We start from the raw sequence: 18,305 nt of genomic DNA, 5'->3' as shown, positions 1-18,305 counted from the left end.
CCTGGGATTGATCCCAGCCGGGGGTGAGTCGTGGCTCCGCGTTCAGTTTGAAATCTCTACTTACATAAGGCGTAACAAGATTCTTGCGCCCAGCATGACGATCAAGAGGAGCTGTTCGATGCCTTCATCTCAGTCCGTCCCAGGTGCACCGGCCCCGAAAGCGCCGGACCTGAAAGAGCCGGTCAAGCCTCGACAGCCGTTGCCGCCCAAGGATGACCAGCGGCAGCCGGAGGTGCGTACCGTCGCGGGTGCCGAGGAGAAGGTGAAGGGAAACGGTCGCGGCCAGCGGGGGGAGTACCTCACCACCGCAACCGGTACACGTCTCTACGAGACCGACCACTCACTCACTGCCGGCGAGCGCGGCCCGACTCTTCTTCAAGACCACCACCTGCGTGAGAAGATTACACACTTCGATCACGAGCGAATTCCGGAGCGCGTCGTCCACGCCCGCGGGGCGGCCGCACACGGAACGTTCCTGGCGAATGGCGCGGCCGAAAACATCTGTAAAGCATCGGTGTTCGCTTCCGGTGCTCGAACCCCGGTGTTCGTGCGGTTCTCGACGGTGCTGGGTTCACGAGGTTCGGCGGACACCGTACGCGACACACGCGGTTTCGCCACCAAGTTCTACACCGACGAAGGTGTCTTCGACCTGGTGGGCAACAACATCCCGGTGTTCTTCATCCAGGACGGCATCAAATTCCCGGACATCATCCATGCCGCGAAGCCCCACCCGGACCGCGAGATCCCGCAGGCGCAGAGCGCGCACGACACATTCTGGGATTTCGTGTCGCTGCACACCGAGGCCACGGCGCACACATTGTGGAACATGTCCGATCGCGGCATCCCGCGCTCCTATCGCATGATGGAGGGCTTCGGTATTCACACGTTCAGGCTCGTGAATGCCGACGGCGAGACGAATCTGGTGAAATTCCACTGGAAGCCGGCCGCCGGAGTGCATTCACTCGTGTGGGAGGAAGCGCAGATCGCCGGCGGTGTGGATCCGGATTTCCATCGACGCGATCTTGCCGACGCCATCGAGGCGGGCGCATATCCGTCCTGGGATCTGGGCGTGCAGGTGTTCCCTGATACCGAAGACGAAATGTTCGAAGGCATAGATCTATTGGATCCCACCAAGATCGTGCCCGAAGAACTCGCGCCGGTTCAGGTCATCGGAACGATGACACTCGACGCCAATCCGACGAACTTCTTCGCCGAGACCGAGCAGGTTGCATTCCATCCGGGTCACTTGGTTCCGGGTGTCGACATCACCAACGATCGTCTCCTGCAGGCACGTTTGTTCTCGTACCTCGACACCCAGATCACGCGACTCGGTGGCCCCAATTTCGATCAGATCCCGATCAACCGGCCTCACGCGCCTGTCAACGACATGCTTCGCGACGGCTTTCATCAGGACGGTGTACATACCGGAGTTGCGCCGTACCATCCCAATTCGTTGGACGGTGGGTGCCCGTTCTTGGCCTCGGCGGAGAGCGCGGCCTATATCGAGGTGCCCGAAGAAGTTTCAGGGCGAAAGGTGAGGCAGGCGCCGGCATCGTTCGACGATCACTTCTCGCAAGCTCGACTCTTCTATCGCAGTCTCTCCCCTGTCGAACAGGAGCACGTCGCGCAGGCGTATACCTTCGAATTGGGTAAGTGCTACGAGGAGAACATCAAGACCCGGAATCTGGGCATCTTGGCAAATATCGACGCGGGTCTCGTGTCGATCGTCGCAGGGGGGCTTGGCCTTCCGGTTCCCGAACCGACCGAGCCGTTGAGTGATCCGGAGCTCAGCCCTGCACTGTCCCAGGTTGGTGCGGAATGGCCGGTAGACGGAAGGATCATCGCACTACTGGTCGATGAGAACTCCGATCTCGAAACGGTTGTCGCCGTTCGAGACAAGATCTTCGACGCCGGCATGGTGCCGCTGATCCTCGGCCCGCACGGCGGAACCATCGGGGACGGTGACGACGCGGTGACGGTGCAGCGAACGTACCTCACAGCTCGTTCGATCGAATTCGATGCAATCCTGCTGAGCGGCGACGTTTCTCGGATCGGCGAGGGCAAGTTGGATCCACGGGTGGAGACTCTGCTGAACGAAATGTATCGTCACAGCAAGGCAATTGGTGGTTGGGGAGAGAGCATGAGTGCGCTGGCTGCGGCCGGTATCGACGAGTCTGCATTGGGAGTCGTCGTCGATGCAGACGCGGAAGGAGCGCTCGCCTCGCTGGCTCAGCTTCTGAAGACGCACCGCGTGTGGGGGCGTTTCGAGGTGCCGCCTACATCCTGAGTGCCGACGTACGTTCGAACCTGCGGTGTGGCCGAATTGCCAGTTCGGCCACACCGTCGGAGTGAAGACGAGTGAAGGGACGAAACAGTGGCTCGCAAGGACTCACAACCTCAACTCAAGGATCAAGAACTCTACGAAGAGCTACGCGAGAAGGGCGATTCCAAGGAGAAGGCGGCCCGAATCTCCAATGCGGCCGCCAATCGAGGGCGGTCGAATGTCGCCAAGTCCGGCGGACAATCCTCGCCGTACGAGGAGTGGACAGTCGACGAGCTGAAGAAACGTGCCAAGGAACTCGATCTGCACGGCTATTCGAAGCTGAACAAGGGTGAGCTGATCGAGCAACTCCGCACTCACTGAGCTGTGTTCTGCTCGAGTCGTATTCTGCTTGTGCAGAATACGACTCGAGCGGTCGGTTCAGTGCCCTTCTTGATCGAAGAGTTCCTGACCTTCCAGTCGTTTGACCCGTCGGTGTTCCATCAAGATGGCCAGTGTTCCGACGATGAAGGACACCACGCACACGACGCCGGCAATGACTGCCCAACCACGAAATCCGTAACCTGCTGCCACCAAGGTCAATCCGAGTGTTGCCAGACCCAGCCCGATCAGCAGGTATCCGGGATAGTTGCGACCGTCGCTGATTGCCTCCCCTACGTGCGATCGATTTGTGTGTTCGTCATCTACCGGTGAACTTTCGCTCGCGTTTGTCACGGCACACTCCATCCTGAGCTCATGAAGACTTGCGATTCTTCGCTCGTCGTCGGTCCACAGGGCAACTACCCGATCGGTGACTGGATGAAACGGTTGGAGTAGTGCCGAAAGGGGTAGAAGGTCGTACGCTCGAAGTATCGGAAGTGGATGAAAACCGGTGCGAGGAAGGCCTATGAACGCGAAGCCGACTCCCGACATATTCTCGGTAGGTACACCGACTCTCGGTGTCGAAGAGGAGTTCTTGCTCTGCGATCCGCAGACTGGACATCCCGCTCTGCGCAACTCCGAGGTTGCTGCCGCCGGGCGGGAACTCGGTATCTCGCTGCAACTCGAACTCACGCGCTGTCAGGTGGAGACGTCCACGTCGATCGGAAACCATATTCGTGATCTTCGTGATCAACTCTGTGAGTCGCGTGCCGTCACCGCCGACGCCGCTGCCCGTGTGGGTTGTCAACTCATCGCAGTCGGGACGCCGTTCTACGATCCGCCGGTAGACGAGATCACTCAAACGTCGCGATACCAGCGAATGGCCGGTCAATTCGGAGCGATCACCGAAGGTGTGATGTGTGGTTGCCACATTCATGTCGGTGTGGAAGATCGAGAACGATCGGTCCAGATCATCAACCATCTGCGCCCATGGTTACCGACCTTGTTGGCACTGACGGCGAACTCTCCGATCAGCGCCGGTCGCGATACCGGTTATGCGAGTTGGCGTTACGTTCTGTTCGGCCGATGGCCCAGTTCGGGTCCGCCGCCCTACTTCGAGTCCGTGGCGCACTACGAAGATGCTGTTGCAGCAATGCTGGAGACAGGGGTCATTCTCGATCCACACATGGTCTATTGGGATGTGCGCATGTCGGATCACCTTCCCACCGTGGAGATTCGGATCAGCGACGTGCCCGCCACCGTGGAGGAGACGATGACTCTGGCCACACTGGTGCAGGCACTCGTCGGTACCGCATCCGCCGCGATCACGAAAGGTGAAGCAGCGCCTGCCGTCGATCACGAGCTACTCCGCGCGGCTTGCTGGCGGGCGGCGCGTGACGGACTCGACGGGAGGTCGCTGGACGTGGAATCCGTGCGCTTGCTGACTGCACACCAGGCGGTTCGGCAATTGGTGGATCACGTCGAACCTGCGTTGACTGCATTCGGAGAATTCGAGCAGGTCACGGCCTCCTTGGACAAGGTGTTCAGTAACGGAAACGGGGCGATCGTGCAGCGCCGTCAACTCACGCGTCGGTCACGTGTAGCTGATGTGATCGACGAGTGCGCTCGACGCACTTTCGAAGGGTGCAGTTCGCAAGGGGGCAGTGAGCTGTAAGGCACGGTTGGAATGGGCATTCGAGAACTTTCAATGTCTTGTCGAAGTCACCGATCGGACTGCAGGAGGAGGAACATATGAATGGCGATCCACGACCCGAGCTTCCGTCGGACAAGGATCTCGACGATATGTGCAGGCAATTGGCTGCGGCAGTAGAGGAACACGGTCTGTCGGTGGCGACGGCGGAATCGTTGACTGCCGGGAACATCGCCGCACATCTGGGAAAGGCGCCGGACGCCGGATCGTGGTTTTGTGGTGGGATCGTCGCGTACACCCGCGAGGTGAAACATTCCGTACTTCATGTTCCGGACGGGCCAGTGGTCTGCGAAGAGGCAGCCAGGGTCATGGCGCACAGCACCGCCACTCTGATGGGTGCGTCGCTGGCGCTGGCCGTCACCGGTGAAGCCGGTCCTGATACCCAGGAGAACGTTCGACCCGGAACTGTGTGGTTCGGAGTCGTCGACCATGGGACCGCCGAAACGGAGAAGCAGGTTTTCTCGGGCGACCCCGAAGCTGTCCTCGGTGCAACTGTCGAGCACGCGATCCAACTACTTCTGCGTCACGCATCCGGTCGCCACACACCGAGTTCGAGAGTTGTGAACTAGTCGAGTTTTCAACTCTTCGAACGGTTCTTCTTGTGACGACCTGTGTGTTTCGCAGGCGCCTGCGCGGTTGGAACCAGATGACCGTCGGCCGTGTATTTTTCGACTACGAGGTTCTTGCTGACTCCTCGGTTCGCATCCACTGCGCAAGTGATTGCTTCCTTGTCGGAATTGAAAGGTTCCTCGGTCGAAGAGCCGTCGGGCATCGTGATTTTGTACCGATCCATACATCGACTATTGCGGGTTGATCCGTCTCCGACAACCCGAGTTCACGGAAATATCGGTCTGGGAATCAGGCGGATCAGCGGGTCCAATACTCTTCGGGACGTTGACCCGGACGGAATCCGTAGTGTGCGAGCATCGCGGTCGCTTCCGGAAAATTGGCTGCCAGAGCTTCGGGCACATGTGCATCGCTGCCGAATGTCACCGCTTTACCTCCCTCTTCGCTCCACCATTGGGGTATCCAGGGCCACAGCCGACGGGTGTTCATCTCGAGGATCCGGTCGCTGTCGGCGATGGCGCGCATCGCATTTCGGAATCCCTCTTCGAATCGACGGGGATCGAAAGGTCCGGCACTTTCGATCGGCCATGCACGCACCGCGTAGTCGATATGGGTGAACACCTCGAAGGTCCGAGAGTCAGCCACCATACGCGGGATCTCATCGAGGTATGCCCACATGACTTCGTCGGCGCTCCACTTTCGAAACAGAGTGTTCGGTTCACTCCGATCGTCGCCGACTTCGAGCGTGTGCAAGGAACCCAATACCCGGTCGATGACACCGAGATCAAGGAGGTGCGACGCCTGCGCTTCGTGCAGGTGCGGTTGTCCGAACTCGACGCCGGTGAGTATCCGCAATTCAGGAAAACGGTGTCGGCATCGTTCGATGCTGTCGAGATAGCCGTCGACGTCGAGGATCGGTGCGCGGACATAGCCGTCGGTGCTCAGCAGGTGATGTTGATGGGGCATCAGATCTGCGGCGGTTGTGCGCCACCGAGCATCGAAGTCGAGATGCTCGGTGAACACCAACGCCGGCAATCCGATTGCTTCGGCACGCGCGCAAGTCTGTTGCATTCGTCCGGATGCGTGCGACAGCGGTCCACCGGTGTCCCACGACCACTCGCTGTGAACATGACTGTCCGCGGGTAGTTGCATGTTCAGTTCGTACCAGAGCCGGGAGTTTCGGGGGGCGGTTAAAGCTCGGACTGTCGCGCGAATTCGCTCTGTGCAGTGGTTCCCCAGATCTCGGAGGACTGAGTCTCGGGCTCGCTGTCCAGCTTTCGGACGTCGTGAATGAACTCCACACCGTGCAGTTCGTCGGACGGAACCGACAGAAGCTTGCACGTGGTGCTGACGAAGAATCGCTGGACATCTTCCAACTCGAGACGCCCACCGGGCCGGTACCAATGCGCGACCCCGGTACACATCTCGAGTATCGCGAGTCGGCTCAATGCCAGATCTTCGATGTCGAAGGCGCCCACGCGTTGTCCGCGTTCGAGGATCTGTCCGAAAAGTTGCTCGTACTCGTCGCGCAGGGTCTGCAACTCGATGCGGTTGTCTCCGGTCAACCCGCGCATCTCGTACTCGGCGACGCGGGCAGTCAGTTGGTTGACGGCGGTAATGCCGACGTGTGACGACACCAGGCCGGCGAGCTGGACTACGGGATCGGCGCTTCGGCGCATTGCCCGCTCTCCCGACTGCGTCAGCTCGTCGAGGCAGGACCGAATGATCGAGGCCAACAGTGACTCTTTGCTGCCGACGTAGTGGTAGAGCGTTGCCGAGTTGATGCCGGCTTCGGCTCCGAGCTCACGAATGCCGGTGGCGGCGAATCCTTTCGTCGCGAACAGCGTGACTGCCGCCCGTTGAACGCGCCCCAGGTCCATGATCCTCATTTCGGTTGGTTGCCCAATCATGCTAGCATCGCCGCCGAAATCGACCGGCTGTCAATCAGTCGATTGATAGCTGTTTGTGAACTGGCAAATTGCATCTCAAATAATCAATCGATCGATTGAAATACGCTTGACTGTGCCCTGGGTCACTGCATAGTCTCCTTGTCGAGCCTCCCTCTCGGTGCGAGAGCTAACAGGGCACTCCATACAAGGAGCAATGACATGAACGACGCGAATCCCCCATCTCCCGCAACTGTCGACAGGCCTGCCCTGCGGCGTGTGGCCGGATCGGTTCTGGTCGGCACCACGATCGAGTGGTACGACTTTCAGATCTACGGCGCCTCCGCCGCGTTGGTCTTTGCGCCGCTGTTCTTTTCGGGCGCAGACCCCGCGCTGGCGACAATTCTTTCCTTCGCCACCTTCGCTGTCGGCTTCCTGGCGCGGCCACTCGGCGGTGTTGTGATGGGCCACTTCGGCGACCGCATCGGACGCAAGAAGGTCTTGGTGCTCGCACTTCTCTTGATGGGAGCAGCGACGTTCCTGGTCGGCGTCCTTCCGACCTCCGCCCAGATCGGTGTGTGGGCCCCGATTCTTCTCGTATTGCTGAGACTGATTCAGGGCTTCGGCGTCGGGGGTGAGTGGGGCGGTGCAGTTCTGACTGCTGTGGAATACGCACCCAAGAACCGCCGCGGTTTCTACGGCAGTATGCCGCAGGTCGGTGTGCCTGCTGGCCTTCTGCTGGCGACGGCCGTCATGTTCGGCACCAAGGCGCTCACCGGGGACCAATTCCTGGTGTGGGGGTGGAGAATTCCCTTCCTGCTGAGTATCGCGTTGGTCGCCGTCGGGCTTTACATTCGCACCGCGTTGGAAGAGACTCCCGCATTCGCTCGCGTGAAGCAGCAGAACACTGCGGTCAAGATTCCGATGGTCGACGCGTTCAAGAACTACCCTCGTCAAATCATTCTTGCCGCAGGTTCGATGATCAGCACGGGCGCTTACTTCTACATCCTCAACACCTACAGCCTGACCTACGCCGATCAGTTCGATCTGCTGTCCGGAAACCTCATGCTCGGAGCGGTCATGGTGTCCGCGCTCGTTGCAGTCATCTTCATTCCGATCTTCGGTCAACTGTCCGAAAAATTCGGCCGACGCCGGATCCTGATGGTCGGCATCACCGGCATGGGAGTGTGGGTCTTCGTTGCATTCGCCGCGATAGATACCGGCAACTTCTGGATCACCACCGGCGCATTGGCAGTCGGCGCATTCATGCTCAGCATCTCGTACGGGCCGCAGGCGACGTTCATCGCGGAACTGTTCGACGCACGGGTGCGGTACAGCGCAGCGTCCATCGCTTTTCAGATCGGGGTGCTCTTGGGTGGTGCAATCGCGCCGATGGTTGCCGCCATGTTGGTTCGCGCAACCGGTGGATCGCTTGCGGTCGCTGTGTATATCGCTGCCCTGTCTGTTATTTCGCTGATCAGCGTCTACTTCGTCCGTGACACCGACCTCGACGAAGGAAGTCGCGACATGTACATCGATGACAACGGGGCGTATCTGCCGCCGGTCGATCAACGCTCCACGGTTGTCAACTAATAGAGGAAACTTCAATGATCACAAAGAGTTTCGAAGAGATCTCTGTCGGAGACATTGCGGTGACGGACCCGCGGGTCGTCACCGAAGACTATGTGCGAAGTTTCGCCGACCTCACCTGGGACCGCCATCCCCTTCACCTCGACCCCGACTACGCGCAGCAGACGCGCTTCGGTCGCCAGATCGCCCACGGTGCCCTCATGTTGTCCACCTTGCTCGGTCTGGTGGAGTTGGACCCCCGTTACCTGCAGTGCTTCTACGGGCTCGATCAGGTCAGATTCCACCGGCCGACTTACCTCGGCGACTCGGTGCATGCGGTGTCGGAAGTGCTGTCGGTGCGCCCTCGCTCGGACGGTGAGACCGCGATCGTGACGTCGAAAGGCTCACTCGTCAACCAAGACGGAGACCTTGTCTTCTCCGGCGAATTCTCATTCCTGGTAGGCGAGACCCATTCCCTCGACCTCGAAGTGGGTGCTCGGTGAGTTCTCGGCGGCATATGTCATGGTGGCAGGACCTCGAAGCAGAACACTTCGAATGGGCTGTGCCAGAGCACTTCAACATTGCGCACGCATGTGTCGATGTACAGAATCCCGATGATCTGGCCCTCGTCGTAGACACCGGTGGGCACTGGGCGCGGTACACATTCGGTGAAGTCGCCACGATGAGCCGAAAGTTCGCGACCGTGCTCGCGGATCTCGGCCTGGTCTCAGGCGATCGCGTCGGTGTGATGGTCCCACAGGGAATCGAGGTTCTGGCGACACATCTGGGCGCCTTCCGATCCGGAATGGTCACCGTTCCACTTTCGGTCAAGTTCGGATCGGATGCGTTAGTACATCGGATGCGTGACTCCGGCGCGAAAGTTCTTGTGGTCGAGAAGGACTGCTATGAAAGAGTTGCCGACGGAATCGGTGAGATACCGGGTCTCGAAGCCGTAATCGTGGTCAGAAGGCTCGATCGGCTCTCCGATTCGACGCCCGTGCAAATCCTCGATTTCCACAGCCTCGTCGACGATGCCGCAGAAAGTAGTGAACTGGTAGCCACGGGCCCCGATTCACATGCCATCATCATCTACACCTCAGGGACGACCGGGAATCCGAAAGGCGCGCTCCACGGGCACCGAATTCTCCTGGCGCACATGCCCGGTATGCGGACGGCGTTCGACAATGCTCCGCAGCTGGGAGACGTCTTCTGGACGCCGGCAGACTGGGCCTGGATCGGTGGTTTGTTCGACGTACTGTTCCCCGCACTTGCGTTGGGGTGCCCCGTAGTTGCGACGCCCGACAAATTCACGCCTTCGCGTGCGGTCGAGATTCTGAGCCGTCACAAGGTGACGGGCGCCTTCATTCCTCCCACTGCCCTCAAGCAGATGCGAAGCATCGGCGTCGACAAGACTGCTGCGCGTGGTATTCAGCTGCGGGCATTGGGAACCGGTGGTGAGGCACTCGGTGACGCGCTGCAAGCCTGGGTTGCGAGCACTCTCGGCGTAGCTGTCAACGAGTTCTACGGGCAGACGGAAATGAATCTGACCATCGGCACGTCGCGGTCGAAGTGGAGTCCCGCCAGCGGTTCGATGGGCCGCGCCTTCCCCGGCTTCGAAGTCACCCTCCTCGATCCACTCGGCGAGCCGGTCGAGATTGGTGAGGTAGGCGAGATCTGTGTGAAGGCAGGCAACCCCGGACAGTTCCTCGGATATTGGAACCAGCCGTCGAAGACCGATGAAAAGGTGTACGACGGTTGGATTCACACCGGTGATCTGGGTCGGACTGATGACGCCGGGAACTTCTGGTATCAGGGACGTGCCGATGACGTCATTTCGTCCGCGGGGTACCGAATCGGCCCCGGAGAGATCGAAGAGTGCCTGCTCTCGCACGACGAGGTAGCCATGGCAGGTGTCATCGGTGTTCCGGATCCGTTGCGCGGCGAAGCGGTTCACGCTTTTGTCGTACTGTCCGAGGGGTCGAACTCCTCGGAGGAGCTCCGTCAGGAGTTGCAGACCCACGTGAAAAGTCGCCTTGCTTTCTACCAGTACCCGAGGGAGATCACGTTCATCGACAGCTTGCCGCTCACCACTACCGGCAAGATCCTCCGACGTGAACTCCGAGCGCTGGCCACCTCCGCGAACGGACTCGGCTAGCAGAGGGCTACATGTTGGGTAGGACCACGACGAAGAACCAGCCGCTCAGTGCCAGACCGATGAATCCGGTGAAGAGGCCGACTATTGCATCCCATGGCAGCTGGCGGGCATTCGAGAGCAGATGCCCGCCAGACTTCTTCGGGTGACGTCGGAGCGCGAAGATTCCTGTTGTGATCGCGCCGACGCCCAGCAGGATGCCGAAGCCGAAAGCCCAGAACAGGAGTACCGACAGCGCGCCGAGCATCTCCGACCGCTCACTCCAGCGTGCGATGCGCTGTGTTTCGGTGGGCGGAGGCCACTTGTGTGAAGGCGACAGAGCTGCTCCGAAACGGCGGGTGTGGTGACGAATTGACTGGTCGCTGAGAAACATTGTCCACCACGCCTGGAGTTGAGTCGATGTGCCGCTGGTATGTACTCGTCTACCCCGTCTTCGCGGATATATGCCGCTGATATCGAGGCTAGGTGCTTGCCGCTTCTTCCCAGGAGTTTCCGTTCCACACGATGGAGATGGGGTATTCGTTGTTGACCCCGTTTTCCCAGTAGTCGATGACGCCGTGGCACTCCGATTCGAGTTCGATCCAGCCGATGCTGAATCCCCCTCGAAGTACGCGTTGAGCCCGGCGGTCGATCTTGTCCAGTGAACTGCAGAGTCCTCGCACGCGGGAGTCGATCCAGCCCGCAGAGGCATCAAGAACGGTGATCTCGACGATGCTCGCGTCGCTCAGCGGAATCTCGATGAGAAGCTCGCCGGAATCTCGTATCTCTCGGGTCGATCGATTCTCGTAGGCGTGCAACAGCTCTCGCGGTTCGAACAACGAAGGGTCGCCGTCGGACCGTCGAGACCAACCGAAACGCTGCACGGACACATTGTCTCCCACGAATTGCAGGAATGTCATTCGATGTGAATGAGGCCGTCCAGGGCGTCCAGTACCCGGTCCAGCCCGAACTCCCAGGCCGCCTCGGGGCTGTACGGGGAGTTCTTGGCCTCGCCGGCCGCCCCTCCGACTCGCTGCGCCAGCGGGAAGTCGTCGCCGAGATAAGCAGCCAGACGCTGGTTCCAGGACGACCACACCTCGGCCATGTCGGCTGCTCGGGGGTCAGGGCGCCGCGCTTGCGCCGAGGATCGGGCGAAGTCGGCGACAAATGTCAGGGCGGAGTCCCGGTCGATGTCGCTCAGTCCCGTGCCGTCGAAGGCGTGAAGTTCGTGGTCGTACTTCGCGATAGTTCCCGGACCCAACGCGGAGCGCTGATCGGAGATGTCCAGGAGCCACCAATGCTCCGTATAGAGGGCAAGTTCTTCCTCGGCGACCCGACGCACACGTTGGCGCCAGGTCATGTTCCCGTACGGCAGGAGTGGGCTGTGTCCGTGTACGGCGTCGACCATGAGCACCAGCAGATCGTCGCGGGATCCGACGTGGGTGTACACCGCCATGCCCGAGATTCCGAGTTCGGCGGCCAATCGGCGGACCGTCACGGCGTCGAGGCCGTCGGTATTCGCGACGGAGATCGCGACGTCGACCGCCTGTGAGGTGGTGACCTTCGCTCGCGGGCCGCGGGTGCCACCCTTCGGCGCGAGGGGGTGATCGCGCCAGAGCAGGTCGATCAGTTCGCGTGCCATCAGTCGTCTCCAGAAATCGGGAATACCTCAACGGTGGTATACCTTATACGGTGCATACTGTATGCACTGCATAAGGTTTATCGATCATGGGAGGCCCACGATGAAAATCACCAGCACTGCTCTGTCCTTGAACGTCGCCGACACCGACGCATCGGCAGACTTCGCGAAAACCCATTTCGGTTTCACCGAGGCCATGGCCGATGACGGCTTCGTTTCCCTGAATCATCCGGATGCCGGGGTCAACGTGGTCTTCCTGCGCACCGGGCTCGGGACGTTCAAGCCCGACTTCGTCGCAGGTCCGGCCGGTCAAGGCTTGCTCATTGCATTCGTGGTCGACGATGTCGACGCCGAGTTCGCCCGCATCGCTGCTGAAGGTGCCTCCGTCGTCACCGAACCGGAGACGGAACCGTGGGGTGAGCGTTACTGCCAGTTCGTCGACGCCAACGGAATCGTGTGGCAACTCGTTCAGTGGGTGTGAAGAACCCGAGCGCTCGGCTCCGCGGCGCGCGGCACAGAACGTAACCAGAGGGCGCGTTCGACGGACTGGGCTTGGAAGCGCTGCGGTGAGATCCCGTGCGCAGTGCGAAACGCTCGGCTGAATGCGGGCAGGTGCGCGTAACCCAGGTTCCTCGACACCGTGCCGGGTGCAACCCCGAGTTGGAGTTGGGTGCGTGCCTGGGTCATCCGTGAAAGCGATCGCCACTGCGGATACGTGGTGCCGGTTTCGATACGGAACTCCCGGCGCAGCCTGGCTGCGTCAGTACCGAACTCTTGCGCCCACTCGTCCAGAGTGCGAGGGTCGGCCGGGCGGGCGGCGGTCGTCGCTGCCAGTCGTGTGGCAATCGAAGCGGCGGGCGAGGTGTTCGAAACCGGTTGTGCAAGAGGGCCGGTGGCGATGATGTCGAATGCCATGGCGCTGTCGTGGCCGCGCGGGCGCAAGGGCGTGTATGCGGCGACGAAAGTGTGCAGCAATGCCAACTCGTCAGCGGGGGAGAACTGCACGGTCTCGAGGGCGTCGGCAGATACGGTCGACCCGTTCGAGGAACGGAAGCCGAGCGGCAGAAGCAGTGAACCAGTCGGAACCGTGACGGTATTGAGGACGCCTGCAGGAAGAATCATGGCCTCTCCGGTGCGCAGTTCCCAGCTGCGGTCCGCGACGTCCACCCGGGCTTGGCCTCGGTAGACCCACACGGCGACGTGGGCGCCGTTGACGCGCGGCCACGTCGCATTGGCCGGTATCGGCGGCGCTGTTTCCCCGGGCTGCCTGGTCTCTGCGAGCATGCGGACCAATGCTTGATCGTTGTCGGTGTCCACGCTGCGATCGGTTGGACCGGAGAGGGCCCGGCGGCGATAGTCGCTCGGGCTCTCTCCCATCTGGGACCGGAACGCACGCGTGAATCCGCTGCCCGTTTCGAAGCCGACTTCGTTTGCAATCCAACCGATCTCGCGGTCCTGCTTCAGGTACTCCAACGACGCGGCGATCCGAGCTCGAAGCCGCCAGCGCGTGAAGGTGAGGCCGGTTTCTTCCACGAAGTATCGCTGGAGCGTTCGAATGCTGATCCCGGCACGCTTCGCGAATTGTGCCTCGGTGTCGTCGGTGCCAGGTGTTCGCAACAGGGCGTGCGCGATCTCGAACGCTTCCCGTGATTGCGGCAATTGCGGCAGCGAGGTGGCCCCGTCGTCGGCCCGGGTAATCATTTCGAACAAGGACGACGGGTGTGCAGCGTCGCCGCGCAGATAGCCCAGGTTGTGAACGAACTCGTGGATCAGTCTGTCTTCCCATCCGGGCGGAACGCGCAGACGCGTCACGGTAGCCGGCCCGGCGCTGACGCCGTTCGAGGGCGGAAGCAGGATGGGAAACGCGACGGATTCCGAGTCCGTCTCCATCGAATATCGCACGCCCGCCGGGATCCACAGCAACTCGCCCGCCGGCACCTCGTAGACGGTCGATCCGGTCCTGACGCGTCCACTACCTGCGAGAACCCAGAACAACAGCGGTGAGCGGCCGATGCTTGGCTCGGTGCGGCAGGCGCGGATCGGCCCCAAGTCGATTGCGTCCGACCTTCCCGATAGTGGTAACACGTTGGCGCTCCTGGACAACCCTTGCGACTTAAGTATGGCTAACTTTACCTCTGCCGACTGCGTTCGCAGCGGCGCACTCTCGTATCTTCAGAAAGCCACATCTCATGCGCAGATCTCTACGCCCGACGGCGGCAGTACTCGCCGCGGTCGTCGCCCTCGCTCTTGCCGGCTGCTCGAATTCGTCAGGTAGTGACACCGGAACCGAGGGCACCCAGGAAACCTCCGGGGCCACCGAGGGCTGGCCGCGCACCGTCGATCACGGCGGCCGTAGTACCGAGATCACTGCAAAGCCGACTCGGATCGTGTCCACCTCGCCGTCGTTGACCGGCACGCTGCTTGCGATCGGAGCGCCGGTGGTCGCGAGTGCGGCGACAACGCCGTCGGGAATGACCGATGACCAGGGGTTTTTCTCCCAGTGGTCGGGCGTGGCGGCTGATCGTGGCGTCGCGGTGCTCTACCGAAATCTCGAGCTGGACCTCGACGCGATCGAGACCTTCGAGCCCGATCTGATCATCGGCTCCGCTAACGGCGGCGACTCGACACTCGACGCCTACTCACAGCTGAGCGACATCGCACCCACTGTTCTTCTCGACTACGGCGCCAGCTCCTGGGAGGAGCTCGCTGATCAGCTCGGGACTGTCACCGGACTCGAGAGCGAGGCCGCCAAAACCGTCGACGAATACGACAGCTGGGTCACCACCCAAGCCGCGAAGATCAAACTTCCCGAGCAGCCGGTGACGGCACTGGTCTACATGGGTGCCGACGGTGTCTGGACGTTCCGAGCCGACAGCCCGCAGGGCAATCTGCTGGCCTCGCTCGGCTTCACCTATGCCGAGCCCGCCGAGCAGTTTGTCGCTCCGGACAAGCGGGGTGCCTCCGGCGTCGCGATCGTCAGCTCCGAAAACATGTCTGCCGCACTAGACGGGGCGCAGACGCTGTTTGCCGTCTCGATGGGGCCCAAGGACGTGGAGAAGCAACTCGCGGCCGACCCGCTCCTTGCGAATCAACCTGCGGTCAAGGGTGATCGGGTATACGCGACGGGAACGGCAGCCTTCCGTCTCGACTACTTCAGTGCAAAGCAGACGGTCGAGTCGCTGGTGTCCACGTTCGGTGGATGACCGCGTGGGTGTTTCTGTGCAGTCCCGGACCGAAGCGCCACCGCGGTCCGGGACGGCCGCGCGTGCGGGGTTGTTGGTCCTCGTCTCCATCGTTGTAATCGTGCTGGCATCCGTCGGCGGACTCGTCATCGGCTCACGCAACATCCCCGTCTCCACTGTCCTCGATGCAGTTCTTTCCTACGACGCCGGTAACAACGAGCACCTGATTGTGATCGAATCACGTTTGCCTCGAACAATTCTCGGGCTTGTGGTCGGGGCCGCGCTCGGACTGGCCGGCGCGCTGATGCAGTCGATCACCCGCAACCCTCTGGCCGATCCGGGACTACTCGGTGTGAACGCCGGAGCATCAGCAGCAGTCGTCATTGCGATTGCCTATCTGGGGGTGACTTCGGTCGGCGGCTATCTGTGGTTCGCGCTTGCCGGCGCGGCCGTTGCCTCGGTAGGTGTGTACATGTTGGGGTCGGCGCATCGCAGCGCCGCGACCCCAGCGCGCATGGCGCTTGCCGGTGCCGCTGTTGCGACGGCGATCACGGCTCTCACCAGCATGGTTCTCATAAGCAACGAGGCCGCATTCAATCAGTTCCGATTTTGGGCAGTGGGTTCGTTGCAAGGCCGCGGCGGAGACGTGATCGTCACTGTTCTGCCCTTCGTCATCGTCGGTATCGTGTTGTCGTTGTTGCTGATTCGTCCACTCAACGCAATCGCGCTCGGCGAGGATGTCGCCAAAGGGCTCGGTGCCAGCACCGGACCCGCACGGGTCGGATCCGCTGTCGCAGTCATCCTGCTGGCAGGGGCCGCAACTGCGGCGGCTGGACCGCTCGGATTCGTGGGCCTGGCTGCGCCGCACATCGTGCGCGGCGTCGTCGGGCCGGATCTGCGATTTCTTCTGCCGTGCGTGCTCGTTGTCGCCCCGGCATTTCTGCTCTTGGCCGACGTTCTCGGTCGCGTTGCCACAGCGCCGGGAGATCTGCAGACGGGGATCGCCGTGGCGGTGCTCGGTGGCCCCTTGTTTGTTGCGCTTGTTCGCTCGCGGCGGGTGGCGTCGCTGTGAATGCGATTGCAGCGCAGCCGGTTCCACCGCTGTTCCGCGGTTGGGTGGTTCGAATCGGGTCGTACTCGTGGCGGATAGTTCCGCGAGTGCTGTTCGTAGCCGTGGCAATCAGTGCGGCATTGGCGGCGCTCTCGTTTGCCACGCTGATGTATGGAACCCTGGATCTGTCCTTGGGTGAAGTATGGCGTGCCCTGCACGGCGAAGGCGCCCCAGCGGCGGTTCGGTCCGTCCAGAATCGCAGGCTGCCGCGGCTGATCACGGCGATCGGCGTGGGCGGAAGCCTCGGTGTGGCCGGCGCGGTTTTCCAGACGCTTTCGCGCAATGTTCTCGGCTCGCCGGACATCATCGGTTTCACCACCGGCGCTGCGACTGCAGCCGTGGTTCAGATCGTCTTCTTCGGAGGCGGGGTACTGCAGACCGCGGGCGCCGCTGTTCTCGGCGGCATGCTGACGGCGCTTCTGGTGTACGCGCTGGCACGCAAAGACGGCGTCAGCGGCGGTCTTCGACTTGTCTTGGTCGGTATCGGCGTGGGCGCGATGCTGAGCGCCGTGATGTCGTTCCTGGTGGTGCGTGCGGATATCGACGACGCCACCGTTGTGCAGCAGTGGACGGCCGGCTCGCTGACCGGGCGCGGTTGGCCACACGCGGTCAGTGTTGCGATCGCCGTCGGTGTTCTCGTTCCTGCTCTCGTCGTGGTGTCCCGGCGCGTCACCATGATGGAGATGGGCGACGACGCTGCGTCCTCGCTCGGGATCTCCGTGGAGCGATACCGATTTGCCGGCATTCTGCTTGCGGTCGCGCTCACCGGCGCGGCGACCGCGGCCACCGGCCCCATCGCATTTGTGGCGCTCGCCGCTCCCCAGATCGCACGACGGTTGGCACGGCGCAGCGGTGTTCTTGTCGCGACTTCCTTCCTGCTCGGCGCAGTTCTGCTGGCGGGCGCCGACTTGATCGCGCAAGCGGTCGAGGTCGGTCTCCGCACTCCGGTCGGTCTCGTCACCAGTCTGCTCGGTGGTGCCTATCTGATCTGGCTGCTCGCTCGTCAGGCCTGAAAAAACTCGCTACGAAAGAGATTCATGACTACTGCCACCCCAACATCGCGGCTGCGTGCCGAGAAGATCGAACTACGGTACGCCGATCGAACCATCGTGGACGAGTTGAGTCTCGAGATCCCCGATGGAGGGTTCACCGTCGTCGTCGGACCGAACGGGTGTGGCAAGTCGACATTGTTGCGTGCGCTCGGCAGAATGCTCGCACCTCGATCGGGTCGTGTTGTGCTCGACGGTAACGATATTCGGTCCTATCGAAACAAAGAAGTCGCCCGGCGAATCGCCCTGTTGCCACAGTCCCCGCTCTCTCCTGGAGCGATCAGTGTCGCAGACCTCGTATCCCGCGGCCGATATCCGTATCAGAGCATGCTGCGCCAGTGGTCACCCGAAGACGAGCATGTTGTCTCCGAGGCCCTGAATGAAGTCGGAATGCGATATGCAGCAGACCAATTGGTGGACGAGCTGAGTGGGGGACAACGTCAGCGGGTATGGATCGCCATGACGCTTGCGCAGCGCACCCCGGTGTTGTTGCTCGACGAACCGACCACCTTTCTCGACATCGCACACCAGATCGAGGTTCTCGACCTCTGTTCCCAACTCCACCAGTCCGGTCGAACATTGGTCGCGGTCCTGCACGACCTGAACCTCGCGGCCAGATATGCCACGCACGTAGTTGCCATGCGGTCCGGAAAAATTGTCATGCAGGGCAGTGCCTCGGACGTCTTCACCCCTGAGTTACTGCGCGAAGTCTTCGACCTCGAGGCGCTGGTTCTCGAAGACCCGGAAACCGGACGGCCACTTGTTGTTCCGCGTGATCGAAGACCTGTCAGTCAGCTACCCGTCCACAACTGAACCACC

19 protein-coding genes are annotated in these 18,305 nt (G+C 61.4%); 12 read left to right on the top strand and 7 right to left on the bottom strand.

Translation table 11 applies throughout. The annotated features are described in order from the left end of the window. Positions 1-118: 118 nt before the first annotated feature. Positions 119-2,287 (top strand): catalase, encoded by a 2,169-nt coding sequence (locus AOT96_RS09070; protein WP_003943216.1) that lies wholly within the window; start codon positions 119-121, stop codon positions 2,285-2,287. Between the two features lie 87 nt (positions 2,288-2,374). After that, positions 2,375-2,644: a DUF7218 family protein gene (locus AOT96_RS09065; protein WP_003943161.1), complete on the top strand. Its 270-nt coding sequence runs from the start codon at positions 2,375-2,377 to the stop codon at positions 2,642-2,644. Positions 2,645-2,701: 57 nt separating this feature from the next. On the opposite strand, the gene AOT96_RS09060 is transcribed toward AOT96_RS09065, so the two are convergent. Further along, positions 2,702-3,007, bottom strand: a complete 306-nt coding sequence (locus AOT96_RS09060) for a hypothetical protein (RefSeq protein WP_007735689.1) — start codon at positions 3,005-3,007, stop codon at positions 2,702-2,704. 160 nt (positions 3,008-3,167) lie between these two features. Here AOT96_RS09060 and AOT96_RS09055 point away from each other — a divergent pair, with 160 nt between their 5' ends. Both AOT96_RS09055 and AOT96_RS09050 read left to right on the top strand, forming a co-directional pair. After that, the gene (locus AOT96_RS09055) at positions 3,168-4,316 is read left to right on the top strand and encodes a glutamate--cysteine ligase 2 (RefSeq protein WP_051649630.1); all 1,149 of its coding nucleotides are present in this window, start codon (positions 3,168-3,170) and stop codon (positions 4,314-4,316) included. Positions 4,317-4,393: 77 nt separating this feature from the next. Further along, positions 4,394-4,921, top strand: coding sequence for a CinA family protein (locus AOT96_RS09050; protein WP_007735692.1), 528 nt, complete (start codon positions 4,394-4,396; stop codon positions 4,919-4,921). 298 nt (positions 4,922-5,219) lie between these two features. Here AOT96_RS09050 and AOT96_RS09040 read toward each other — a convergent pair whose 3' ends face one another. Then, positions 5,220-6,071, bottom strand: coding sequence for a PHP domain-containing protein (locus AOT96_RS09040; protein ID WP_065351617.1), 852 nt, complete (start codon positions 6,069-6,071; stop codon positions 5,220-5,222). Between the two features lie 38 nt (positions 6,072-6,109). Beyond that, positions 6,110-6,808 (bottom strand): TetR/AcrR family transcriptional regulator, encoded by a 699-nt coding sequence (locus AOT96_RS09035; protein WP_225320187.1) that lies wholly within the window; start codon positions 6,806-6,808, stop codon positions 6,110-6,112. A 219-nt stretch (positions 6,809-7,027) separates the two neighbouring features. On the opposite strand from AOT96_RS09035, the gene AOT96_RS09030 reads away from it, so the two are divergent. Genes AOT96_RS09030 through AOT96_RS09020 form a run of 3 tightly spaced genes read left to right on the top strand, consistent with a single transcriptional unit; the run spans position 7,028 to position 10,529 of the window. Further along, positions 7,028-8,398 carry an MFS transporter gene (locus AOT96_RS09030; RefSeq protein WP_007735697.1) on the top strand — a complete coding sequence of 457 codons (1,371 nt, stop codon included), beginning with the start codon at positions 7,028-7,030 and terminating at the stop codon, positions 8,396-8,398. A gap of 14 nt (positions 8,399-8,412) precedes the next feature. Continuing rightward, on the top strand, positions 8,413-8,877 hold the full coding sequence (locus AOT96_RS09025) for a MaoC family dehydratase (protein ID WP_003943225.1): 465 nt from the start codon (positions 8,413-8,415) through the stop codon (positions 8,875-8,877). Positions 8,878-8,891: 14 nt separating this feature from the next. Further along, positions 8,892-10,529 carry an AMP-binding protein gene (locus tag AOT96_RS09020; protein ID WP_065351616.1) on the top strand — a complete coding sequence of 546 codons (1,638 nt, stop codon included), beginning with the start codon at positions 8,892-8,894 and terminating at the stop codon, positions 10,527-10,529. Between the two features lie 7 nt (positions 10,530-10,536). Here AOT96_RS09020 and AOT96_RS09015 read toward each other — a convergent pair whose 3' ends face one another. The 3 genes from AOT96_RS09015 to AOT96_RS09005 form a co-directional block, all read right to left on the bottom strand. Further along, entirely contained in the window at positions 10,537-10,899 is a 363-nt protein-coding gene (locus tag AOT96_RS09015; RefSeq protein WP_225320185.1) for a hypothetical protein, read from the bottom strand. Between the two features lie 88 nt (positions 10,900-10,987). Next, entirely contained in the window at positions 10,988-11,425 is a 438-nt protein-coding gene (locus AOT96_RS09010) for a hypothetical protein (RefSeq protein ID WP_065351615.1), read from the bottom strand. Beyond that, positions 11,422-12,147: a TetR/AcrR family transcriptional regulator gene (locus AOT96_RS09005; protein ID WP_007735703.1), complete on the bottom strand. Its 726-nt coding sequence runs from the start codon at positions 12,145-12,147 to the stop codon at positions 11,422-11,424. The genes AOT96_RS09010 and AOT96_RS09005 overlap by 4 nt, the downstream gene beginning before the upstream one ends. A gap of 100 nt (positions 12,148-12,247) precedes the next feature. Here AOT96_RS09005 and AOT96_RS09000 point away from each other — a divergent pair, with 100 nt between their 5' ends. Beyond that, entirely contained in the window at positions 12,248-12,625 is a 378-nt protein-coding gene (locus AOT96_RS09000) for a VOC family protein (protein WP_030537422.1), read from the top strand. Here AOT96_RS09000 and AOT96_RS08995 read toward each other — a convergent pair. Beyond that, a complete protein-coding gene (locus tag AOT96_RS08995; protein WP_065351614.1) occupies positions 12,613-14,229 on the bottom strand; it encodes an AraC family transcriptional regulator in 1,617 nt (538 codons plus the stop codon). The two genes, AOT96_RS09000 and AOT96_RS08995, sit on opposite strands and share 13 nt — an antisense overlap. A gap of 104 nt (positions 14,230-14,333) precedes the next feature. Here AOT96_RS08995 and fepB point away from each other — a divergent pair, with 104 nt between their 5' ends. The 4 genes from fepB to AOT96_RS08975 are packed head-to-tail and all read left to right on the top strand — an operon-like array spanning position 14,334 to position 18,299. After that, complete coding sequence (gene fepB / locus AOT96_RS08990) at positions 14,334-15,347, top strand: Fe2+-enterobactin ABC transporter substrate-binding protein (protein WP_065351613.1); 1,014 nt, start codon at positions 14,334-14,336, stop codon at positions 15,345-15,347. Between the two features lie 4 nt (positions 15,348-15,351). Beyond that, complete coding sequence (locus tag AOT96_RS08985) at positions 15,352-16,398, top strand: FecCD family ABC transporter permease (protein ID WP_231917416.1); 1,047 nt, start codon at positions 15,352-15,354, stop codon at positions 16,396-16,398. Then, positions 16,395-17,450, top strand: coding sequence for a FecCD family ABC transporter permease (locus AOT96_RS08980; protein ID WP_080726583.1), 1,056 nt, complete (start codon positions 16,395-16,397; stop codon positions 17,448-17,450). The genes AOT96_RS08985 and AOT96_RS08980 overlap by 4 nt, the downstream gene beginning before the upstream one ends. Before the next feature lie 24 nt (positions 17,451-17,474). Beyond that, positions 17,475-18,299, top strand: coding sequence for an ABC transporter ATP-binding protein (locus AOT96_RS08975; RefSeq protein WP_065351611.1), 825 nt, complete (start codon positions 17,475-17,477; stop codon positions 18,297-18,299). Positions 18,300-18,305: the final 6 nt, after the last annotated feature.

It is taken from the genome of Rhodococcus sp. 008 (assembly GCF_001682295.1).
Lineage (GTDB): Bacteria > Actinomycetota > Actinomycetes > Mycobacteriales > Mycobacteriaceae > Rhodococcus_F > Rhodococcus_F qingshengii.
Note: the sequence above shows the minus strand (reverse complement) of the source record. Positions and strands in the feature narration are given on the sequence as shown.

Excerpts from the sequence above, each read along its gene's own strand:
- AOT96_RS09070 (WP_003943216.1), top strand. The coding sequence starts at position 119 with ATGCCTTCATCTCAGTCCGTCCCAGGTGCACCGGCCCCGAAAGCGCCG.
- AOT96_RS09060 (WP_007735689.1), bottom strand. The coding sequence starts at position 3,007 with ATGGAGTGTGCCGTGACAAACGCGAGCGAAAGTTCACCGGTAGATGAC.
- AOT96_RS09055 (WP_051649630.1), top strand. The coding sequence starts at position 3,168 with ATGAACGCGAAGCCGACTCCCGACATATTCTCGGTAGGTACACCGACT.
- AOT96_RS09050 (WP_007735692.1), top strand. The coding sequence starts at position 4,394 with ATGAATGGCGATCCACGACCCGAGCTTCCGTCGGACAAGGATCTCGAC.
- AOT96_RS09040 (WP_065351617.1), bottom strand. The coding sequence starts at position 6,071 with ATGCAACTACCCGCGGACAGTCATGTTCACAGCGAGTGGTCGTGGGAC.
- AOT96_RS09035 (WP_225320187.1), bottom strand. The coding sequence starts at position 6,808 with ATGAGGATCATGGACCTGGGGCGCGTTCAACGGGCGGCAGTCACGCTG.
- AOT96_RS09030 (WP_007735697.1), top strand. The coding sequence starts at position 7,028 with ATGAACGACGCGAATCCCCCATCTCCCGCAACTGTCGACAGGCCTGCC.
- AOT96_RS09025 (WP_003943225.1), top strand. The coding sequence starts at position 8,413 with ATGATCACAAAGAGTTTCGAAGAGATCTCTGTCGGAGACATTGCGGTG.
- AOT96_RS09020 (WP_065351616.1), top strand. The coding sequence starts at position 8,892 with ATGTCATGGTGGCAGGACCTCGAAGCAGAACACTTCGAATGGGCTGTG.
- AOT96_RS09015 (WP_225320185.1), bottom strand. The coding sequence starts at position 10,899 with ATGTTTCTCAGCGACCAGTCAATTCGTCACCACACCCGCCGTTTCGGA.
- AOT96_RS09010 (WP_065351615.1), bottom strand. The coding sequence starts at position 11,425 with ATGACATTCCTGCAATTCGTGGGAGACAATGTGTCCGTGCAGCGTTTC.
- AOT96_RS09005 (WP_007735703.1), bottom strand. The coding sequence starts at position 12,147 with ATGGCACGCGAACTGATCGACCTGCTCTGGCGCGATCACCCCCTCGCG.
- AOT96_RS09000 (WP_030537422.1), top strand. The coding sequence starts at position 12,248 with ATGAAAATCACCAGCACTGCTCTGTCCTTGAACGTCGCCGACACCGAC.
- fepB (WP_065351613.1), top strand. The coding sequence starts at position 14,334 with ATGCGCAGATCTCTACGCCCGACGGCGGCAGTACTCGCCGCGGTCGTC.
- AOT96_RS08975 (WP_065351611.1), top strand. The coding sequence starts at position 17,475 with ATGACTACTGCCACCCCAACATCGCGGCTGCGTGCCGAGAAGATCGAA.